17 protein-coding genes are annotated in these 15,261 nt (G+C 76.0%); 12 read left to right on the top strand and 5 right to left on the bottom strand.

The features are described 5' to 3' along the window. Positions 1 to 150: 150 nt before the first annotated feature. The gene (locus ACI8AX_RS14545) at positions 151 to 1,278 is read right to left on the bottom strand and encodes an NDMA-dependent alcohol dehydrogenase (protein ID WP_456550539.1); all 1,128 of its coding nucleotides are present in this window, start codon (positions 1,276 to 1,278) and stop codon (positions 151 to 153) included. A 150-nt stretch (positions 1,279 to 1,428) separates the two neighbouring features. Here ACI8AX_RS14545 and ACI8AX_RS14540 point away from each other — a divergent pair, with 150 nt between their 5' ends. Next, complete coding sequence (locus ACI8AX_RS14540; RefSeq protein WP_456550538.1) at positions 1,429 to 2,838, top strand: bifunctional 3-(3-hydroxy-phenyl)propionate/3-hydroxycinnamic acid hydroxylase; 1,410 nt, start codon at positions 1,429 to 1,431, stop codon at positions 2,836 to 2,838. 62 nt (positions 2,839 to 2,900) lie between these two features. Then, positions 2,901 to 3,104 (top strand): hypothetical protein, encoded by a 204-nt coding sequence (locus tag ACI8AX_RS14535; RefSeq protein ID WP_456550537.1) that lies wholly within the window; start codon positions 2,901 to 2,903, stop codon positions 3,102 to 3,104. 160 nt (positions 3,105 to 3,264) lie between these two features. Here the strand turns inward: ACI8AX_RS14535 and ACI8AX_RS14530 are convergent, their stop codons facing one another. After that, the gene (locus tag ACI8AX_RS14530; protein ID WP_456550536.1) at positions 3,265 to 3,741 is read right to left on the bottom strand and encodes an SRPBCC family protein; all 477 of its coding nucleotides are present in this window, start codon (positions 3,739 to 3,741) and stop codon (positions 3,265 to 3,267) included. A 50-nt stretch (positions 3,742 to 3,791) separates the two neighbouring features. Between ACI8AX_RS14530 and ACI8AX_RS14525 the strand changes: the two genes are divergently transcribed. Beyond that, the gene (locus ACI8AX_RS14525; RefSeq protein WP_456550535.1) at positions 3,792 to 4,994 is read left to right on the top strand and encodes a cysteine desulfurase-like protein; all 1,203 of its coding nucleotides are present in this window, start codon (positions 3,792 to 3,794) and stop codon (positions 4,992 to 4,994) included. Here the strand turns inward: ACI8AX_RS14525 and mftR are convergent. Beyond that, positions 4,991 to 5,587: a mycofactocin system transcriptional regulator gene (gene mftR / locus ACI8AX_RS14520; protein ID WP_456550534.1), complete on the bottom strand. Its 597-nt coding sequence runs from the start codon at positions 5,585 to 5,587 to the stop codon at positions 4,991 to 4,993. The two genes, ACI8AX_RS14525 and mftR, sit on opposite strands and share 4 nt — an antisense overlap. A 125-nt stretch (positions 5,588 to 5,712) precedes the next feature. Here mftR and mftA point away from each other — a divergent pair, with 125 nt between their 5' ends. From mftA to ACI8AX_RS14495, 5 genes are all read left to right on the top strand, one after another. Further along, positions 5,713 to 5,832 carry a mycofactocin precursor MftA gene (mftA, locus tag ACI8AX_RS14515; protein WP_456550533.1) on the top strand — a complete coding sequence of 40 codons (120 nt, stop codon included), beginning with the start codon at positions 5,713 to 5,715 and terminating at the stop codon, positions 5,830 to 5,832. A 32-nt stretch (positions 5,833 to 5,864) separates the two neighbouring features. Beyond that, on the top strand, positions 5,865 to 6,152 hold the full coding sequence (mftB, locus tag ACI8AX_RS14510) for a mycofactocin biosynthesis chaperone MftB (protein ID WP_456550532.1): 288 nt from the start codon (positions 5,865 to 5,867) through the stop codon (positions 6,150 to 6,152). Positions 6,153 to 6,178: 26 nt separating this feature from the next. Next, the gene (mftC, locus tag ACI8AX_RS14505) at positions 6,179 to 7,372 is read left to right on the top strand and encodes a mycofactocin radical SAM maturase (RefSeq protein ID WP_456550531.1); all 1,194 of its coding nucleotides are present in this window, start codon (positions 6,179 to 6,181) and stop codon (positions 7,370 to 7,372) included. 300 nt (positions 7,373 to 7,672) lie between these two features. Then, positions 7,673 to 8,488 carry a mycofactocin-coupled SDR family oxidoreductase gene (locus ACI8AX_RS14500; protein ID WP_456550530.1) on the top strand — a complete coding sequence of 272 codons (816 nt, stop codon included), beginning with the start codon at positions 7,673 to 7,675 and terminating at the stop codon, positions 8,486 to 8,488. A gap of 9 nt (positions 8,489 to 8,497) precedes the next feature. Further along, a complete protein-coding gene (locus ACI8AX_RS14495) occupies positions 8,498 to 9,328 on the top strand; it encodes a mycofactocin-coupled SDR family oxidoreductase (protein WP_456550529.1) in 831 nt (276 codons plus the stop codon). Between the two features lie 4 nt (positions 9,329 to 9,332). Here ACI8AX_RS14495 and ACI8AX_RS14490 read toward each other — a convergent pair whose 3' ends face one another. Continuing rightward, positions 9,333 to 9,812 carry a pyridoxamine 5'-phosphate oxidase family protein gene (locus ACI8AX_RS14490; protein WP_456550528.1) on the bottom strand — a complete coding sequence of 160 codons (480 nt, stop codon included), beginning with the start codon at positions 9,810 to 9,812 and terminating at the stop codon, positions 9,333 to 9,335. A 218-nt stretch (positions 9,813 to 10,030) separates the two neighbouring features. Between ACI8AX_RS14490 and ACI8AX_RS14485 the strand changes: the two genes are divergently transcribed. Next, entirely contained in the window at positions 10,031 to 11,329 is a 1,299-nt protein-coding gene (locus tag ACI8AX_RS14485; RefSeq protein WP_456550527.1) for a multidrug effflux MFS transporter, read from the top strand. A gap of 74 nt (positions 11,330 to 11,403) precedes the next feature. After that, complete coding sequence (gene mftE / locus ACI8AX_RS14480; RefSeq protein WP_456550526.1) at positions 11,404 to 12,099, top strand: mycofactocin biosynthesis peptidyl-dipeptidase MftE; 696 nt, start codon at positions 11,404 to 11,406, stop codon at positions 12,097 to 12,099. Between the two features lie 22 nt (positions 12,100 to 12,121). On the opposite strand, the gene ACI8AX_RS14475 is transcribed toward mftE, so the two are convergent. Continuing rightward, complete coding sequence (locus tag ACI8AX_RS14475; protein WP_456550525.1) at positions 12,122 to 13,129, bottom strand: iron-siderophore ABC transporter substrate-binding protein; 1,008 nt, start codon at positions 13,127 to 13,129, stop codon at positions 12,122 to 12,124. Between the two features lie 84 nt (positions 13,130 to 13,213). Between ACI8AX_RS14475 and ACI8AX_RS14470 the strand changes: the two genes are divergently transcribed. Continuing rightward, positions 13,214 to 13,756, top strand: a complete 543-nt coding sequence (locus tag ACI8AX_RS14470; RefSeq protein ID WP_456550524.1) for a cysteine hydrolase family protein — start codon at positions 13,214 to 13,216, stop codon at positions 13,754 to 13,756. A 62-nt stretch (positions 13,757 to 13,818) separates the two neighbouring features. Beyond that, positions 13,819 to 15,219 carry a mycofactocin biosynthesis glycosyltransferase MftF gene (gene mftF, locus ACI8AX_RS14465; protein WP_456550523.1) on the top strand — a complete coding sequence of 467 codons (1,401 nt, stop codon included), beginning with the start codon at positions 13,819 to 13,821 and terminating at the stop codon, positions 15,217 to 15,219. The last annotated feature ends 42 nt before the right edge of the window (positions 15,220 to 15,261 follow it).

Genomic DNA, 15,261 nt, shown 5'->3' with positions numbered 1-15,261 from the left:
CCCCCCCCCCCCCCCCCCCCCCCCCCCCCCCCCCCCCCCCCCCCCCCCCCCCCCCCCCCCGCCCCCCCCCCCCCCCCCCCCCCCCCCCCCCCCCCCCCCCGCCCCCCCCCCCCCCCCCCCCCCCCCCCCCCCCCCACTCCGACACGGGCGTCAGCGGTCGGCGTCGGTGTAGACGATCATCCCGCGGATGTTCTTGCCGTCGCGCATGTCCTGGTAGCCCTGGTTGACCTCCTCCAGGGAGTACCGGGTGGTCACCAGGTCGTCGAGCTTGAGCTGCCCCTCCTGGTAGAGCGAGAGCAGCTCGGGGATCGCCGCCCGCGGCGCGAGCCCGCCGAAGATCGCGCCCTGCAGGTCCTTCTGCAGCAGGGTCAGCTCGAACAAGCTGAGCTTGACGTCGACGTTGGCGGCGTTGCCCATGCCGGTGACGACGGCGCGGCCGCCCTTGCCGGTCACGCTGAGCGCCGCGGCGATGTCCTCGCCCTGGATGTCGCCGACGGTGATGATCGTCTTCTCGGCCATCCGGCCCCAGGTCAGCTCGTTGATCGGCTCGGTGGCCTCCTCGATGCTGGCGAAGGCGTGGGTGGCGCCCATCTCCATGGCCCACTCGCGCTTCTGCGCCACGGGGTCGATGGCGATGACCCGCTTGGCGCCGGCCGCGGCCGCCCCCTGGACGGCGTTCATGCCGACGCCGCCCACGCCCATGACGACGACGTTCTCGCCGGGCCGGACGTCGGCCACCTTGGTCGCCGAGCCCCAGCCGGTGGTCACGCCGCAGCCGACCAGCGCGGCGACCTCCAGCGGGATGTCGGGCTCGATCTTCACCACCGAGGCCTGGTGCACCGTGATGTAGGGGGAGAAGGTGCCGAGCAGGCACATCGGGATGACGTCCTTGCCGCGGGCCCGGACGCGGTAGCTGCCGTCGGAGATCGACGTCCCGGCGAGCAGGTTGGCGCCCAGGTCGCAGAGGTTCTGCATCCCCTTCGAGCACGGCGGGCACTGCCCGCAGGCGGGGATGAACGCGGTGACGACGTGGTCGCCCTCGGCCAGCCCCGTCACCCCGGGGCCGACCTTGGTGACCACGCCGGAGCCCTCGTGGCCCCCGATCACCGGGTAGAAGGCGACCGGCGTGCCGCCGGTGACCAGGTGCTCGTCGCTGTGGCACAGGCCCGAGGCGGCGAGCTGGACCTGGACCTCGCCCTCCTTGGGGTCACCCAGCTCGATCTCCTCGACCGACCACTCCTCGCCCACGCCCCACAGCACCGCACCCTTGGTCTTCACGCAGTCGTCCTCTCCCCGGCCCGTCGCCGTCGGCGGGCGCCCTGGCCGCCGCGGTCGGCGCGCCGGGCCCAGCCTCGGGAGGCCGCCGGGCCGCGTCAACCGCAGGCACCGGCGCTGCAACGTCGTGCAGCGTTGCGCAGACTGGCCGTCGTGTCCGGCGCCCCCGTGGTCGTGGTCGGCGCCGGGCCGGTCGGGCTGACGGCGGCGCTGCTGCTGGCCCGCCGCGGAGTGCCGGTGCTCGTCCTCGAGCGGCACGCGGCCCCCTACGGCGGACCGCGGGCGGTCCACCTCGACGACGAGGCGCTGCGCGCGCTGGCCGACGCCGGGGTGGCCGACGAGTTCCTGGCGGTCAGCCGCCCGGCGCCGGGCCTGCGGCTGCTCGACGCGAGCGCCCGGGTGCTGGCCGAGTTCGGCCGCGACCCGCGGGCCGGCCGCCACGGGTGGCCGCAGGCGTCGATGTTCCACCAGCCCGACCTCGAGGCGCTCCTGCGCGCGGCGGTCGACCGGGAGCCGCTGGTCCGGGTGGAGACCGGGGCGGAGGTCACCGGGCTGCGGCCGCGGGCCGGCGGCGTGGACGTGGCGGTGGCGGACCGGTCCGTCCCGGCCGCGGCGGTGCTGGGCTGCGACGGCGCCGGCAGCACGGTGCGCCGGCTGATCGGCGGGCGGATGCGCGCCCTCGGCCGCTCCGACCGCTGGCTGGTCGCCGACCTGCGCGCGCCCGACCCGCTGCCGGTGTGGCCGGGGGTGCACCAGGTGTGCGACCCGCACCGGGCCGCGACGTTCATGCCGGTGGCCGGCGACCGCTACCGCTTCGAGGCGCGGCTGCGCCCGGGGGAGACCGGCGCCGACCTGCCGCTGCGCGGGCTCCTCGCGCCCTTCGGGGCACACCGGGCCGAGGTCGTGCGCACCGCCGAGTACGTCTACCGCGCCCAGGTCGCCGACCGCTGGCGCGCCGGCCGGGTGCTCCTGGCCGGCGACGCCGCCCACCTCACCCCGCCGTTCATCGGGCAGGGCCTGGGCCTGGGCCTGCGCGACGTCCACCAGGTCACGTGGAAGCTCGCCGCCGTCCTCGCCGGGGAGGACGACGCCCTGCTCGACACCCACGAGGCCGAGCGGGCCCCCCACGCGCGGGCGCTCGTGCGGCTGGCCGTGCTGGTCGGCGCCCTGATGACCGGGGGTGGGCGGAGCGCCGACGCGGTGCGCCGCGCGGTGCTCGCCGGGGTCGACCACGTGCCCGCGGTGGCCGCGTTCGCCACCGACAGCCGCACCCCGCCCCTGCGCCCGGGGCCGCTGGTCGAGCGCGCCGGCCGGGCCGGGCGCCGGCTGGCCGGCACGCTGCTGCCCCGCGCCCGGGTGGCGGTGGCCGGGCGGACCTGCCCGGTGGACGACGTCCTCGGCGCCGGGACCGCCACGCTGACGCGGGCCGGCGGCGGGCTGGTGGTGCACGCCGGCGGTCGGCGGACCGAGGTCGCCGACGTCGACGGCGCGCTCACCGCGTGGCTGGGCGGGGCGCGCTCGGTCGTCGTCCGGCCCGACCGGGTGGTCCGCTCCGCCCGCTGACCGGGTACGACTGTGCCCCGCGGGCGCGGGTGCGGGCGTCCCCCCGGGGTACGGGCCGGCCCATGCAGACCGACAAGTCCCAGATCGTGGACCTCCTCCGCACCCGCGGCGACGACGCCGCGGCCGAGCGCGCCGACCGCGAGCTCCCCGACTCCGTGGACCTGCACGAGCACAGCGGCGTCCTCGGCGAGCTGGGCCTGGACCCGATGAAGCTGGCGGGCGAGTTCGCCGGCGGCGGTGGCCTGGGCAACGTCGCCGGCACCTGACGGCCGGGCGGCGGTCCCGCCGGGTCCCCTCCCACAGCGCGGCACCGCCGCGTCGCGGTCCCCGGTGCCGGGCTGCAGCGCGGCACCGGCCTCCGTCCCGCGGCGGTGCCGGGCGGCGACGCCGGCGGGGGACGGCGCCGGCGGGGGGACGGCGCCGGCGTCAGCCCTCGGCGATGCGCTTGACGGCCGCCAGCGTCGCGGGGATGCCCTCGTGCGCGGCGCGCGTGCGGTCCTCGACCTGGGCCGCGGCGCCGTCGCCGTAGCGCTCGGCGAACAGCTCCCGGCCGGCCGGCAGGAACTCCCACGACTCGGTCAGCCGGGTGCCGCCCTCGACCGGCTCGAAGGTGAACGACCAGCGCACCAGCCGGCCGCCCACCAGCCAGGCGAACTCCCGGCCGCGGTCGGCCGCCACCACCTGGCTGCGGGTCTCCCACGTACGGCCCGGCACCTCGTTGCGGCCGGTGAACCACGCACCGACCCGCGGCCGGCCGTCGTCGCCCTGCCAGCCCTCGTCCCACCAGCAGGCGCGGCAGACGGGGCTCCACTCGCCGGTCCGGGTCACGTCCGACACGAGGTCGTACAACGCCTCCGGCGAGGTGGCGACGACGACGGAGCCGGAGTGGGTCAGGGAGTCCACGGCCGGATCCTCGCAGGCGCGTCCCGGTCGTGAGTGGCCATGCTGGGCGGGTGAGCTACGACGTCGCCGCCGTCCGGTCCGCCTTCCCCGCGCTGCGCTCCGGCGCCGCGCACTTCGACGGTCCGGGCGGCTCGCAGGTGCCGCTGCCGGTGGCCGAGGCGGTGGCGGCCACGCTGACCAGCCCGATCGCCAACCGCGGCCGGCTCACCCGGGCCGAGCGCAACGCCGACAACGTCGTGCTCGCGGCCCGGGCCGCCGTCGCCGACCTGGTGGGCGGCGACCCGCGGGGTGTCGTCTTCGGCCGCAGCATGACGCAGCTGACCTACGACCTCTCCCGCACGCTGGCCGCCTCCTGGGGCCCGGGCGACGAGGTCGTGGTGACCCGGCTCGACCACGACGCCAACGTCCGGCCGTGGGTGCAGGCCGCCGCCGCGCGCGGCGCCACGGTCCGCTGGGCCGACCTGGACCCGGCCACCGGGGAGCTGGAGGCGGACGCCGTCGCCGCCGTCGTCTCCGACCGCACCCGGGTGGTCGCGGTGACCGGCGCGTCGAACCTGATCGGCACGCGGCCCGACGTCCCGGCGATCACCGCGCTCGCCCACCGGGCCGGCGCCCTCGCGTACGTGGACGGCGTCCACCTCACCGCGCACGCGCCGGTGGACGTCGCCGCGCTCGGCGCCGACCTCTTCGCCTGCTCGCCGTACAAGTTCCTCGGCCCGCACCTGGGCTGCGTGGTCGCCGCGCCGGAGCTGCTGGAGACGCTGCACCCGGACAAGCTGCTGCCCTCGACCGACGCCGTCCCCGAGCGCTTCGAGCTGGGCACGCTGCCCTACGAGCTGCTGGCCGGGACGACGGCGGCGGTCGACTTCCTCGCCGGTCTCGGCGGCCCCGAGGGCGACCGGCGGGCCCGGCTCCTGGCCGGGCTGGCCGCCGTCGAGGAGCACGAGGACCGGCTGCGCGTGCGCGCCGAGGAGGCGCTCGCCCAGCTGCCCGGCGTCACGCTGTGGTCGCGGGCCCGGCACCGGACCCCGACCCTGCTGCTCACCGCCGAGGGCCACCCGGCCGCGGAGCTGTCGCGCGGCCTGGCCGAGCGGGACGTCAACGCCCCGGCCGGCTCGTTCTACGCGGTCGAGCCCTCCCGCCGGCTGGGCCTGGGCGACACCGGCGGCCTGCGCGTCGGCATGGCCCCGTACACCGACGACGAGGACGTCGACCGCCTGCTCGCCGGCCTGGCGGAGCTGCTGCGGGCCTAGCGGCCGGTGCTCAGCAGGGCGGGGAAGCCGGCGGAGAGCTCGTCGAAGGCGCGGCGCAGGCCGTCGGCGAGCGGGGTGCCGCCGGCCAGCCACACCTCGAAGGCCGTCGTCGCCGCCGCCCGCGTGCTGGTGGCGACCAGCCGGGGCACCAGGTCACCGGGGTCGACGCCGGTGCGGCGGGCGACGTGCGCGGCCACGACCCGGTCGACGTCGGCGTAGCGCAGCTGCGAGTGGGCCAGCAGGGCCGGCTCGCCGAGGATCAGCCGCATCCGCTGGCGCAGCACCGGCAGCTGGTCCGGCGGGTAGTCGTTGGCCTCCAGGTAGGCCGCGCAGATGGAGGCCAGCACCGGCTGCTCCGGGGCGGTCGCGGCCAGCCGGGCCTCCAGCCGGGCGACGTGCCCGGCGAAGTCCCCCCACACGGCGTCGGCCTTGGTGGGGAACCAGCGGAAGAAGGTGCGCCGGCTGATCCCGGCCGCCTCGGCTATCTCGTCGGCGGTCACCCGCTCGAAGCCCTCGGCGGTGAAGAGCTCCAGCGCGACCTGCTCCAGGCGCGCGCGGGTGTCGGCGCGCAGGCCGGCCGGGACGGCGGTCACCCCTCCATCCTGTACCGGCCCGTCCACCGCCGGAACGACCGCCGCCCCGGTTCACCCGGTTGCCTGTGGCACCCGGTGTCACTAGCGTCCGGAGGCGACCCAGGTCACCCACCCGAGGAGGCGTCATGCCCGAGCAGGCCACCGTCAGCACCGAGACCGAGACCACGGCCGCCGCCGAGGAGGCGCTGGTCGAGGAGACCCTCGTCGAGGAGGTCTCCATCGACGGGATGTGCGGCGTCTACTGAGCCGGCCAGTGACCACCGCCGAGCCCGCTGTCGTGGGTGAGTCCCTGTTCGACCCGGAGCTGCCGTGGCAGCGGGCCCGGTCGGTGGCGATGCGCCCGGAGCCCTTCGGGGCGCTGGTCTACCACTTCGGGAACCGCAAGCTGTCGTTCCTGAAGTCGAAGCTGCTGGTCAGCGTCGTCGAGGCGCTGGAGCACCACCCGAGCGTGTCCGCCACGCTCGCCGCCTGCGCGGTGCCCGAGGCCCAGCGCCCCGCCTACGTGAAGGCGCTGTCCGACCTCGCCCGCTCGCAGATGATCGAACGCAGGGAGCTGCCCGCATGACCGCCGTCCTCCCGTCCCGTCCTGCCGTGGAACGCCCGACCGGCGGCCGCCTGGTCGACCAGTTCGAGTACGGCCTCGACGCGCCGATCTGCCTGACCTGGGAGCTCACCTACGCCTGCAACCTGGCGTGCGTGCACTGCCTGTCGTCCTCCGGCCGGCGCGACCCCCGCGAGCTCAGCACCGCCGAGGCCGAGGGCGTCATCGACGAGCTGCAGCGGATGCAGGTCTTCTACGTCAACGTCGGCGGCGGCGAGCCCACCGTCCGGCCCGACTTCTGGCACCTGCTCGACTACGCGATCGACCACCAGGTCGGCGTGAAGTTCTCGACCAACGGCGTGAAGCTGGACAGGGCCCGCGCCGCCCAGCTCGCCGCCACCGACTACGTCGACGTGCAGATCTCCCTGGACGGCGCCACCGCCGAGGTGAACGACCGCGTCCGCGGCACCGGCTCGTTCGCCACCGCCACCCGCGCCCTGGAGAACCTCGCCGAGGCCGGGATGAAGGACTTCAAGGTCTCGGTCGTCGTCACCCGCGAGAACGCCGGCCAGCTCGACGAGTTCAAGGCGCTGACCGACCGCTACGGCGCCCAGCTGCGGATCACGCGGCTGCGCCCGTCGGGCCGTGGCGCCGACGTCTGGGACACCCTGCACCCCACCCAGGCCCAGCAGCGCGAGCTGTACTCGTGGCTGCTCGCCAACGGCGACCGCGTGCTCACCGGCGACTCGTTCTTCCACCTGTCGGCCTACGGGCAGGCGCTGCCGGGTCTGAACCTGTGCGGGGCCGGGCGCGTGGTCTGCCTGATCGACCCGGTCGGCGACGTCTACGCCTGCCCGTTCGCCATCCACGAGAACTTCCTCGCGGGGAACGTGCGGGACGAGGGCGGCTTCCAGCGGGTCTGGCAGACCTCGGACCTGTTCCAGGAGCTGCGTTCGCCGCAGACCGGCGGCGCGTGCACGAAGTGCGCGCACTTCGACGCCTGCCGCGGCGGCTGCATGGCGGCCAAGTTCTTCACCGGCCTGCCGCTCGACGGGCCCGACCCCGAGTGCGTCCAGGGCCACGCCGAGGGCCTTCTGGCCGCCCGCGACGAGGACACGGTCAAGCCGAAGAGCCACCTCGACCACTCGCACACCGGCCCGGTGCGCGGTCAGCCCACGCTGCTGGGCATCCCGTCGATCCCGGCGAAGATCTGCGACGAGTCCCCCCTGGCGGGCATGTCCTGAGGTCGCTCCCGGGTGGCGCGGCTCAGTGCAGCGGCGCCACCCGGCGGCGGTCCTCCTCCGGCAGCAGGTCCGGGGCCAGGTCGGCCAGGGTCATGGTGAGCAGCAGCGCGACGAGCACGGCGACGATCAGCACGGGGCACCTCCTGTGGGCGTGCCCCGAATGTGGGCGCCGTCGCTGGTGAACGGCTCGGCGGCCGCTGGGAGCCGGCTGGGAGGTCGCTCGACGGCCGGCTGGCGAGGGGCCCCTCCGCCGTCATAGGTTGTGACCCGGGTCACGATCATCGGACGCCAGGGGGTGCCGTGGGCAAGCTCGAGGGCAAGGTCGCGTTCATCACCGGAGCCGCCCGCGGTCAGGGGCGCAGCCACGCGGTCCGGCTCGCGCAGGAGGGTGCCGACGTCATCGCCGTCGACCTGTGCGCCCAGATCGACACCGTCCCCTACCCGATGGCCACGCGGGAGGACCTGGACCAGACCGTGCAGGAGGTCGAGGCCCTCGACCGGCGGATCGTCGCGAGCGTCGCCGACGTCCGCGACCTCGCGGCGCTCGAGCGCGCGGTGCAGGACGGCGTCGCCGAGCTCGGCCGCCTGGACATCGTGCTGGCCAACGCCGGCATCGCCCCCATGGGCGGGGAGGGCAACGCGGCGCAGGAGTTCGCCGACGTCGTCGACGTCAACCTCACCGGCGTCTGGAACACCCTGCGCGCCACCACGCCGGTCATGGTCGAGCAGGGTGACGGCGGGGCGATCGTGATCACCAGCTCCACGGCCGGGCTCAAGGGCATCGGCGGCGACTCGCCCGGCGGGCAGGGCTACACCGCGGCCAAGCACGGCGTCGTCGGGCTGATGCGGTCGTTCGCCAACACGCTGGCCCAGCACCGGATCCGGGTGAACTCGGTGCACCCCACGGGGGTCAACACCCCCATGGTCGTCAACGACTTCATGCAGAAGTGGCTGGAGGAGGACCCGACCATCGCCGGCGCGATGGCCAACCTCCTGCCCGTCGAGATGATCGAGGCGGTCGACATCAGCAACGCGATCGTCTGGCTGGTCAGCGACGACGCGCGGTACGTCACCGGCGTGACCCTGCCGGTCGACGCGGGCTTCACGGCGAAGTAGGGGGACGGCATGGCCGGACGGGTGGCGGGCAAGGTCGCGTTCATCACGGGGGCGGCGCGGGGGCAGGGGCGCAGCCACGCACTGCGGCTGGCCGAGGAGGGCGCCGACGTCATCGCGGTGGACCTGTGCGGTCCCGTGCCCTCGATCGAGATGTACCCGCCGGCCACCGAGGAGGACCTCGCCGAGACCGTCCGGCAGGTCGAGGCGCTCGACCGGCGGATCGTCGCGACGAAGGCCGACGTCCGGGACCGGGCGGCGCTGGAGGCGGCGGTCGAGGACGGCGTCGCACAGCTCGGCCGGCTCGACATCGTGCTGGCCAACGCGGGCGTCTTCGAGATCCAGCCGGCGCTCGAGCTCACCGACGACGCCTGGCGGGAGATGATCGACGTCAACCTGACCGGCGTGTGGAACACCTGCCGGGCCGCGTTGCCCCACCTGCTCGAGCGCGGCGGCTCCATCGTGATCACCAGCTCGACCGCCGGCCTCAAGGGGACGCCGAACACCATCCACTACACCGCGGCCAAGCACGGCGTCGTCGGCATCATGCGGACGCTGGCCAACGAGTTCGCGCCGCAGTCGATCCGGGTGAACTCGGTGCACCCGACCGGCGTCGACACGCAGATGATCCAGAACCCGAAGACGTGGGGCCTGTTCGACCCGGAGAACCCGAACCCGACACGGGAGGGCGCCGAGCCGGTCTTCCGGTCGACCAACGCCCTGCCCGTGCCGTGGGTGGAGCCACGGGACATCAGCAACGCGGTGCTGTTCCTCGTCTCCGACGAGGCGCGCTACATCACCGGCGTCACCCTGCCCGTGGACGCCGGCTACACGGTGAAGTGAGCCCTCACAGGTCGACGACCTCGTTCTCGCCGGAGTCGATGCGCTGACCGGTCGCCTTGGCCTTCACGAAGCTGAAGGCGGTGGCCAGGCGGCCGCCGGGGCTGTCCCAGTACTCGGCGGTGTCGCCGTCGACCTTCACGAGGACGACGGAGGGGTCCTCGGGGCCCTGGGGCAGCCACGCCTCGACGCCGCCGTTCCACAGCTCCTTCTTCTTCGCCACGTCGTCGACCACGCTCGCCGAGCCGGTCAGCGAGACCCAGGTGCCGCCCGAGCCGACGCCCACGTTGACCTGCGGCGAGCTGCGGATGTGGTCGATCCAGTCGGCGCTGCGCTCGGCGAAGAACCACAGGTCGCCGTCGAACTCGACCTCCTGCAGCGTCATCGGCCGGCTGGTCAGCGTGCCGGTCGGCGTCGTCGTGGTGAGGAAGCCGAAGCGCTCCCCCTTGATGAGTTCGGCGACCTTGCGGGTGTCCTCGGTGCTCATGCCCGTCCTCCGGTGGTTGGCGTCCCCTCCCCCTGCCCGGCGGGCCGTCGCGTGACACCCGGGCCCGCCTCTGATACAGAGACGGGGAAACCGAAAGGCATACGAGAACCGGCGCACCGACGCGCGGGGACCGGGAATGCCGGGGCGGCCCGCCCACTTGGGCCCTGACGAGCCGGTGGCGTGCTGCCGGGAAGCGACCCGGACACAGGAGCACCCCCGTGACGACGACGCACGACCGCCCGGAGGCCGCCGCCGAGGCGGGCGCGCCGGCACCCGCCGGTGCCGCCCCCGCTCCGCCGGGCATGGCCCGCACCGCGCTCACCCTCGGTGCGTTCGTGGCGCTCGGGCCGCTCACCATCGACATGTACCTGCCCGCCCTCCCGACGGTCGCCGACGACCTGATGACGACGTCGTCGGCCGCTCAGCTCACGCTGACCGGCACGCTGGTCGGGATGGGGCTGGGGCAGATCGTCATCGGCCCGCTGTCGGACGCCGTCGGCCGGCGCAACCCGCTGCTGCTGGGCACCGCGCTGCACGTCGTCGCCTCGCTGCTGGTGCTCGTCGCGCCGAACGTCGCCGTCCTCGGCACCCTGCGCCTGCTCCAGGGCGTGGGCACCGCCGCCGGCATGGTCGTGGCGATGGCGGTGATCCGGGACCTCTACGACGGCCGGGCGGCGGCCACGATGATCTCGCGGATCATGCTCGTGATCGGGGCGTTCCCGGTCCTGGCGCCGACGCTGGGCGGCGAGGTGCTGCGCTTCACCTCCTGGCGCGGGGTGTTCCTGGTCCTCGCGGTGTTCGGAGCGCTGCTCCTGGTCATGGGCTGGTTCGCGCTGCGCGAGACCCTGCCCCCGGCGCGGCGGGTGCCCGTCGGCGTCCGGAGCACGCTGCGCAGCTACCGCGACCTGTTCGGTGACCGCGTGTTCGTCGGGCTGGTGCTCGTCGGCGGCCTGGTGATCGCCGGGCTCTTCAGCTACGTCTCCGGCGCCGCCTTCGTCTACCAGGACCAGTTCGGCCTCGACGAGCAGGAGTTCGGGCTGCTGTTCGGCGCCGGCGCGATCTGGCTCATCGTCGCCACGCAGCTCAACCCGGTGCTCCTGAAGCGGTGGGCGACCGGGCAGGTGCTGCTGGCCTCGACGATCGGCGGGGCGCTCGCGGGGCTGGTGCTCGTCGGCCTCGCGGTGGCCGACACCGGCAGCATCTGGGCGGTCGCCCTGCCGATGTGGGCCGTGCTCTTCGCCGCCGGGCTGGGGCTGCCCAACGCCCCGGCCCTGGCGCTCTCCCGGCACGGCGAGGCCGCCGGGACCGCGGCCGCGCTGCTGGGCGCCGTGCAGTTCGTGGTCGGCGCCGCGGTCGCCCCGCTGGTCGGCGTCCTCGGCAACGACGCGCTGGCGATGGGCGTGATCGTGGTGGCGGCGCTGGCGCTGTCGCTCGCCGTCCTCGTCTGGCTGGTGCGGCCGTGGGAGCTGCCCGACCCGAGCGACGACGACGAGGACGCGCTCGTCGTCGCCCACTGAGGGAGGACCCCGTCCTCCCCGCGCTGCGCAGGCTCGGCACGAGCCTCGGGACGGGGCCTCACTAGCCTCTGGTGGTGCGCTCCCTCGCCGCCGCCACCTGGCCGGACCTCCCCGAGTCGGCGCTGCTGCTCGTGCCGCTGGGGGCCGTGGAGCAGCACGGCCCGCACCTGCCGCTGATCACCGACACCGCCGTGGCCGGCGCGGTCGCCGACGCCGCCGTCGACCGGATCGAGTCGGCGCTGCTGGCCCCGGCGCTGGCCTACGGGGCCAGCGGCGAGCACGAGGACTTCCCCGGCACCGTGTCGCTGGGCACGGAGGCGCTCACCGGGCTGCTCGTGGAGTACGGGCGCTCGGCGTGCCGCTGGGCCGGCCGGGTGCTGCTGGTCAACGGCAACGGCGGCAACCTCGACGCGCTGCGGGCGGCGGGCACGCTGCTGCGGACGGAGGGGCGCGACGTCGCGTGGTGGCCCTGCGGGGTGCCCGGCGGGGACGCCCACGCCGGGCGGACCGAGACGTCGCTGGTGTTGCACGTGGAACCCGGGTGGGTGCGGGGCGAGCGGGCCGAGGCGGGCGACACGACACCGATCGGCGAGCTGCTGCCCCGGCTGCGCGCCGAGGGTGTGCGGGCGGTGAGCGGGAACGGCGTCCTCGGCGACCCGGCGGGCGCGAGCGCCGAGGAGGGCGCCGAGCTGCTGGCGGGGATGGCCGACCGGCTGGTCGCCGCGGCCGCGGCCTGGCGGGTGGACCCGGCCGGGCGGCTCAGGGACTGAGCCGCCCGGCCGGGTCCGGCGCTCAGCCGGCGAGCGCGTCGGCGAACAGCGGGACGGTGCCGTCGAGCGCGTACAGCAGCCCGGGGGCCGAGGCGCTGGAGAAGGCGTTGAGCAGCGTCAGGTCCTCCAGGACGACGGCGCGGCCCTCCTGCACCGACGGCAGGGCGTTCCACAGCGGGTTCGAGGTGAACTCCGAGGCCTCCACGAAGATCGGGAAGACGACGGTGAGCTCGGCGTCCAGCAGCGAGAGCTGCTCCTCGCTGACCGGCACGAAGAAGTTCTCCGTGGCCTGGGACTCGATCTCCTCCTTGTTCACGAAGCCGAGCTGCTCCATGAACTGCACGCGGGAGTCGCCGCTGACGTAGGCGCCGAAGCCCTCGGAGGTGAAGGCGCCGACGGCGACCTCGGTGCCGGCGAACTCCGGGTGCTCGGCGGCGGCGTCGGCGAAGGCCTGCTCGACCTCGTCCTGCAGCGCGGCGGCCTCGTCGCCCTTCCCGAGGGCCTGCCCGACCATCTCCAGCTGCTGCTGCCACGTGGTCTGGTACGGGCCCACGCCGTCGGGCTGGCCGATGGTGGGGGCGATCCCGCTGAGGGCGTCGTAGCGGTCCTGGTCCCCGGAGGACCGGGTGTCGAGGATCAGGTCGGGCTCCAGGGCGGCGATCGCCTCGTAGCTGGGCTCGAGCGTCTCGATGATCTCGGGCGCCTCGTCGTAGGACTGCTCGACCCAGTCGCCCAGCCCGTCGTCACCGCCGACGGCGAGCCAGTCGCTGGCGCCGACCGGCTGCACCCCGAGGGCGAGCGCGGTCTCGGCGTCGGACCAGCCCAGGGCGACGACGCGGGTCGGCTCCTCCTCGATCGTCACGTCGCCGAAGGCGGTCTCGATCGTCACGGGGAACGCGCCGCCGGACGACGACGAGCCGCCGCCGCCACCGGAGGAGCTGCCGGCATCGGCGTCGTCGTCCCCGCACCCGGCGAGGACGAGGGCGGCGGTGGCCACCAGGGCGGCCGCGCGGAGCGGGGTACGGGACATGGCTCTCCTCGGATCTCAGTAGGTGAGCCTCACCTAACCACCGGGTGGTCACGCCCGGGTCACGAGCCTCGTTACGCTCGGTCGGTGCGTCCCGAGGGGTGGCTGGTCGTCGTCGACCTGCAAGAGGTGTTCCGCGACCAGGACTCGCCGTGGACGGCGCCGCGGTTCGACGAGATCCGCCCCAACGTCCGCCGGCTGGCCGAGGCGTTCGGCGAGCGCGCCGTCTTCACCCGGTTCGTCGCCCCCGAGAAGCCCGAGGGCTCCTGGGTGACCTACTACGAGCAGTACGACTTCGCGCTGCAGCCGCCCGACCACCCGCTCTTCGCGCTGGTCGAGGACCCCGGTCCGGCCCGGGTGCTCGACGCGACGACGTTCGGCAAGTGGGGCCCGGAGCTCGCCGGCCTCGTGGGCGAGGGGCCGCTCACCGTCGCCGGCGTGGCCACCGACTGCTGCGTCCTCTCCACCGTGCTGCCCGCCGCCGACGCCGGGGTCCCGGTGCGGGTGGTGTCCGACGCCTGCGCCGGCGCCAGCGACGAGGCGCACGAGGACACCCTGCGGATCTTCGGCTGCTACGCGCCGCTGGTGGAGGTCGTGTCCACCGCCGAGGCGCTGGGCGGCGGGGCCTGAAGCTCCCTCCGCCGCCGGACGGGCGGCTGCCCGACGGCTGGGCCGTCCGGCTGGACCCGGCGGTGCGCCGGCGGGACGGCGGGACGGCACTGCTGGGCGGCTCGCCGCTGCGCCTGCTGCGGCTGCGGCCCCGCGCCGTCGACCTCCTGGCGGCCGACCGCCTGGTCGTCGCAGGGGCGGCCGCGGCGGCCCTGGCCGGCCGGCTGCTCGACACCGGGGTCGCGCAGCCCGACCTCGCCGCGCTGCCCGACCCCGGCACGGCGGTGACCGTCGTCGTCCCCGTGCGGGACCGCACCGACGGCGTCCGCCGGCTGCTCGCCGCGCTGCGGGCGGACCCCGACACCGCCGGCGTCCCGGTGCTCGTGGTGGACGACGGCTCGGCCGACGCCGGGGCGCTGGCCGCCGTCGCCGCGGCCGCGGGCGCGCAGGTGCTCCGCAGCGAGGTGTCCCGCGGCCCGGCGGCGGCCCGGAACACCGGCCTGCGGGCCGCCCGCACGCCGCTCGTGGCCTTCCTCGACTCCGACTGCGTCCCGCGGGCGGGCTGGCTCCCGCCGCTGCGCCGCCACCTCGGCGACCCCCGCCTGGCCCTGGTGGCCCCCCGGGTGGTCGCCCTGGGGACGGAGCCGCCCGAGCGCGGGAAGCGCGCTCGAGCGACTCCGCACGGGCGGCTGGCGGCGTACGAGGCTGCGGTCAGCGCCCTGGACATGGGGCCGCGGCCGGCCGCCGTCCGCCCGCTCGCCGCGGTCTCCTACGTGCCGAGCGCGGCGCTGCTGGCCCGCCGGGAGGCCCTGGGCGCGGGGTTCGACGAGACGATGCGGGTGGCCGAGGACGTCGACCTCGTCTGGCGGCTGGCCGCGGCCGGCTGGCGGGTCCGCTACGAACCGGCGGCCGAGGTGGCCCACGAGCACCCCGGGGCGGCCGGTCCCTGGCTGCGCCGCCGCGCCTTCTACGGCACCGGCGCCGCCCTCCTGGCGCAGCGGCACGGCCCGGCGGTGGCCCCGGTCGTCGTCTCGGGCTGGGCGGCCGCGGCGATCGGGCTGGCGGTGGCCGGGCGGGCGCCGGGCCGGCTGGCGGCGGCCGGCGTCCTCGCCGGCGAGGCGGTGCGGCTGGCCCGCCGGCTCGCCGTCCCGGCCGGCCGGCCGCCGGCCGGGCTGGCCGCGGGCCTGGTCCTGCGCGGGACGGCGACGGCCGCGCGGACGCTCGCCCGCGCGGCGACCCGCCACCACTGGCCGGTGGCCGCGGCGGCCGCGGCGCTCTCCCCCCACGCCCGGCGGCTGCTGACCGCGGTGGCCGTCGCCGACGGGCTCGCCGGGTGGTGGCCGCACCGCGCGCAAGTGGGCCCGCTGACGTTCGTGGCCGCGCGCCGGGCCGAGGACCTCGCCTACGGCGCCGGTCTGTGGGCCGGTGCGCTGCGCGCGCGCAGCCCCCGGGCGCTGCTGCCCGCGCGGCCGCCACGGCTCTGACCACGGCCGGTGCCCTGGTGCGATGGCCGCCGACCGGTCACG

This window comes from Blastococcus sp. SYSU D00813 (assembly GCF_054050735.1).
Note: the sequence above shows the minus strand (reverse complement) of the source record. Positions and strands in the feature narration are given on the sequence as shown.

Bases quoted from the DNA above. Each gene is read 5' to 3' on its own strand.
- ACI8AX_RS14535 (WP_456550537.1), top strand. From the start codon at position 2,901: ATGCAGACCGACAAGTCCCAGATCGTGGACCTCCTCCGCACCCGCGGC.
- mftA (WP_456550533.1), top strand. From the start codon at position 5,713: ATGCCCGAGCAGGCCACCGTCAGCACCGAGACCGAGACCACGGCCGCC.
- ACI8AX_RS14495 (WP_456550529.1), top strand. From the start codon at position 8,498: ATGGCCGGACGGGTGGCGGGCAAGGTCGCGTTCATCACGGGGGCGGCG.
- ACI8AX_RS14490 (WP_456550528.1), bottom strand. From the start codon at position 9,812: ATGAGCACCGAGGACACCCGCAAGGTCGCCGAACTCATCAAGGGGGAG.
- ACI8AX_RS14475 (WP_456550525.1), bottom strand. From the start codon at position 13,129: ATGTCCCGTACCCCGCTCCGCGCGGCCGCCCTGGTGGCCACCGCCGCC.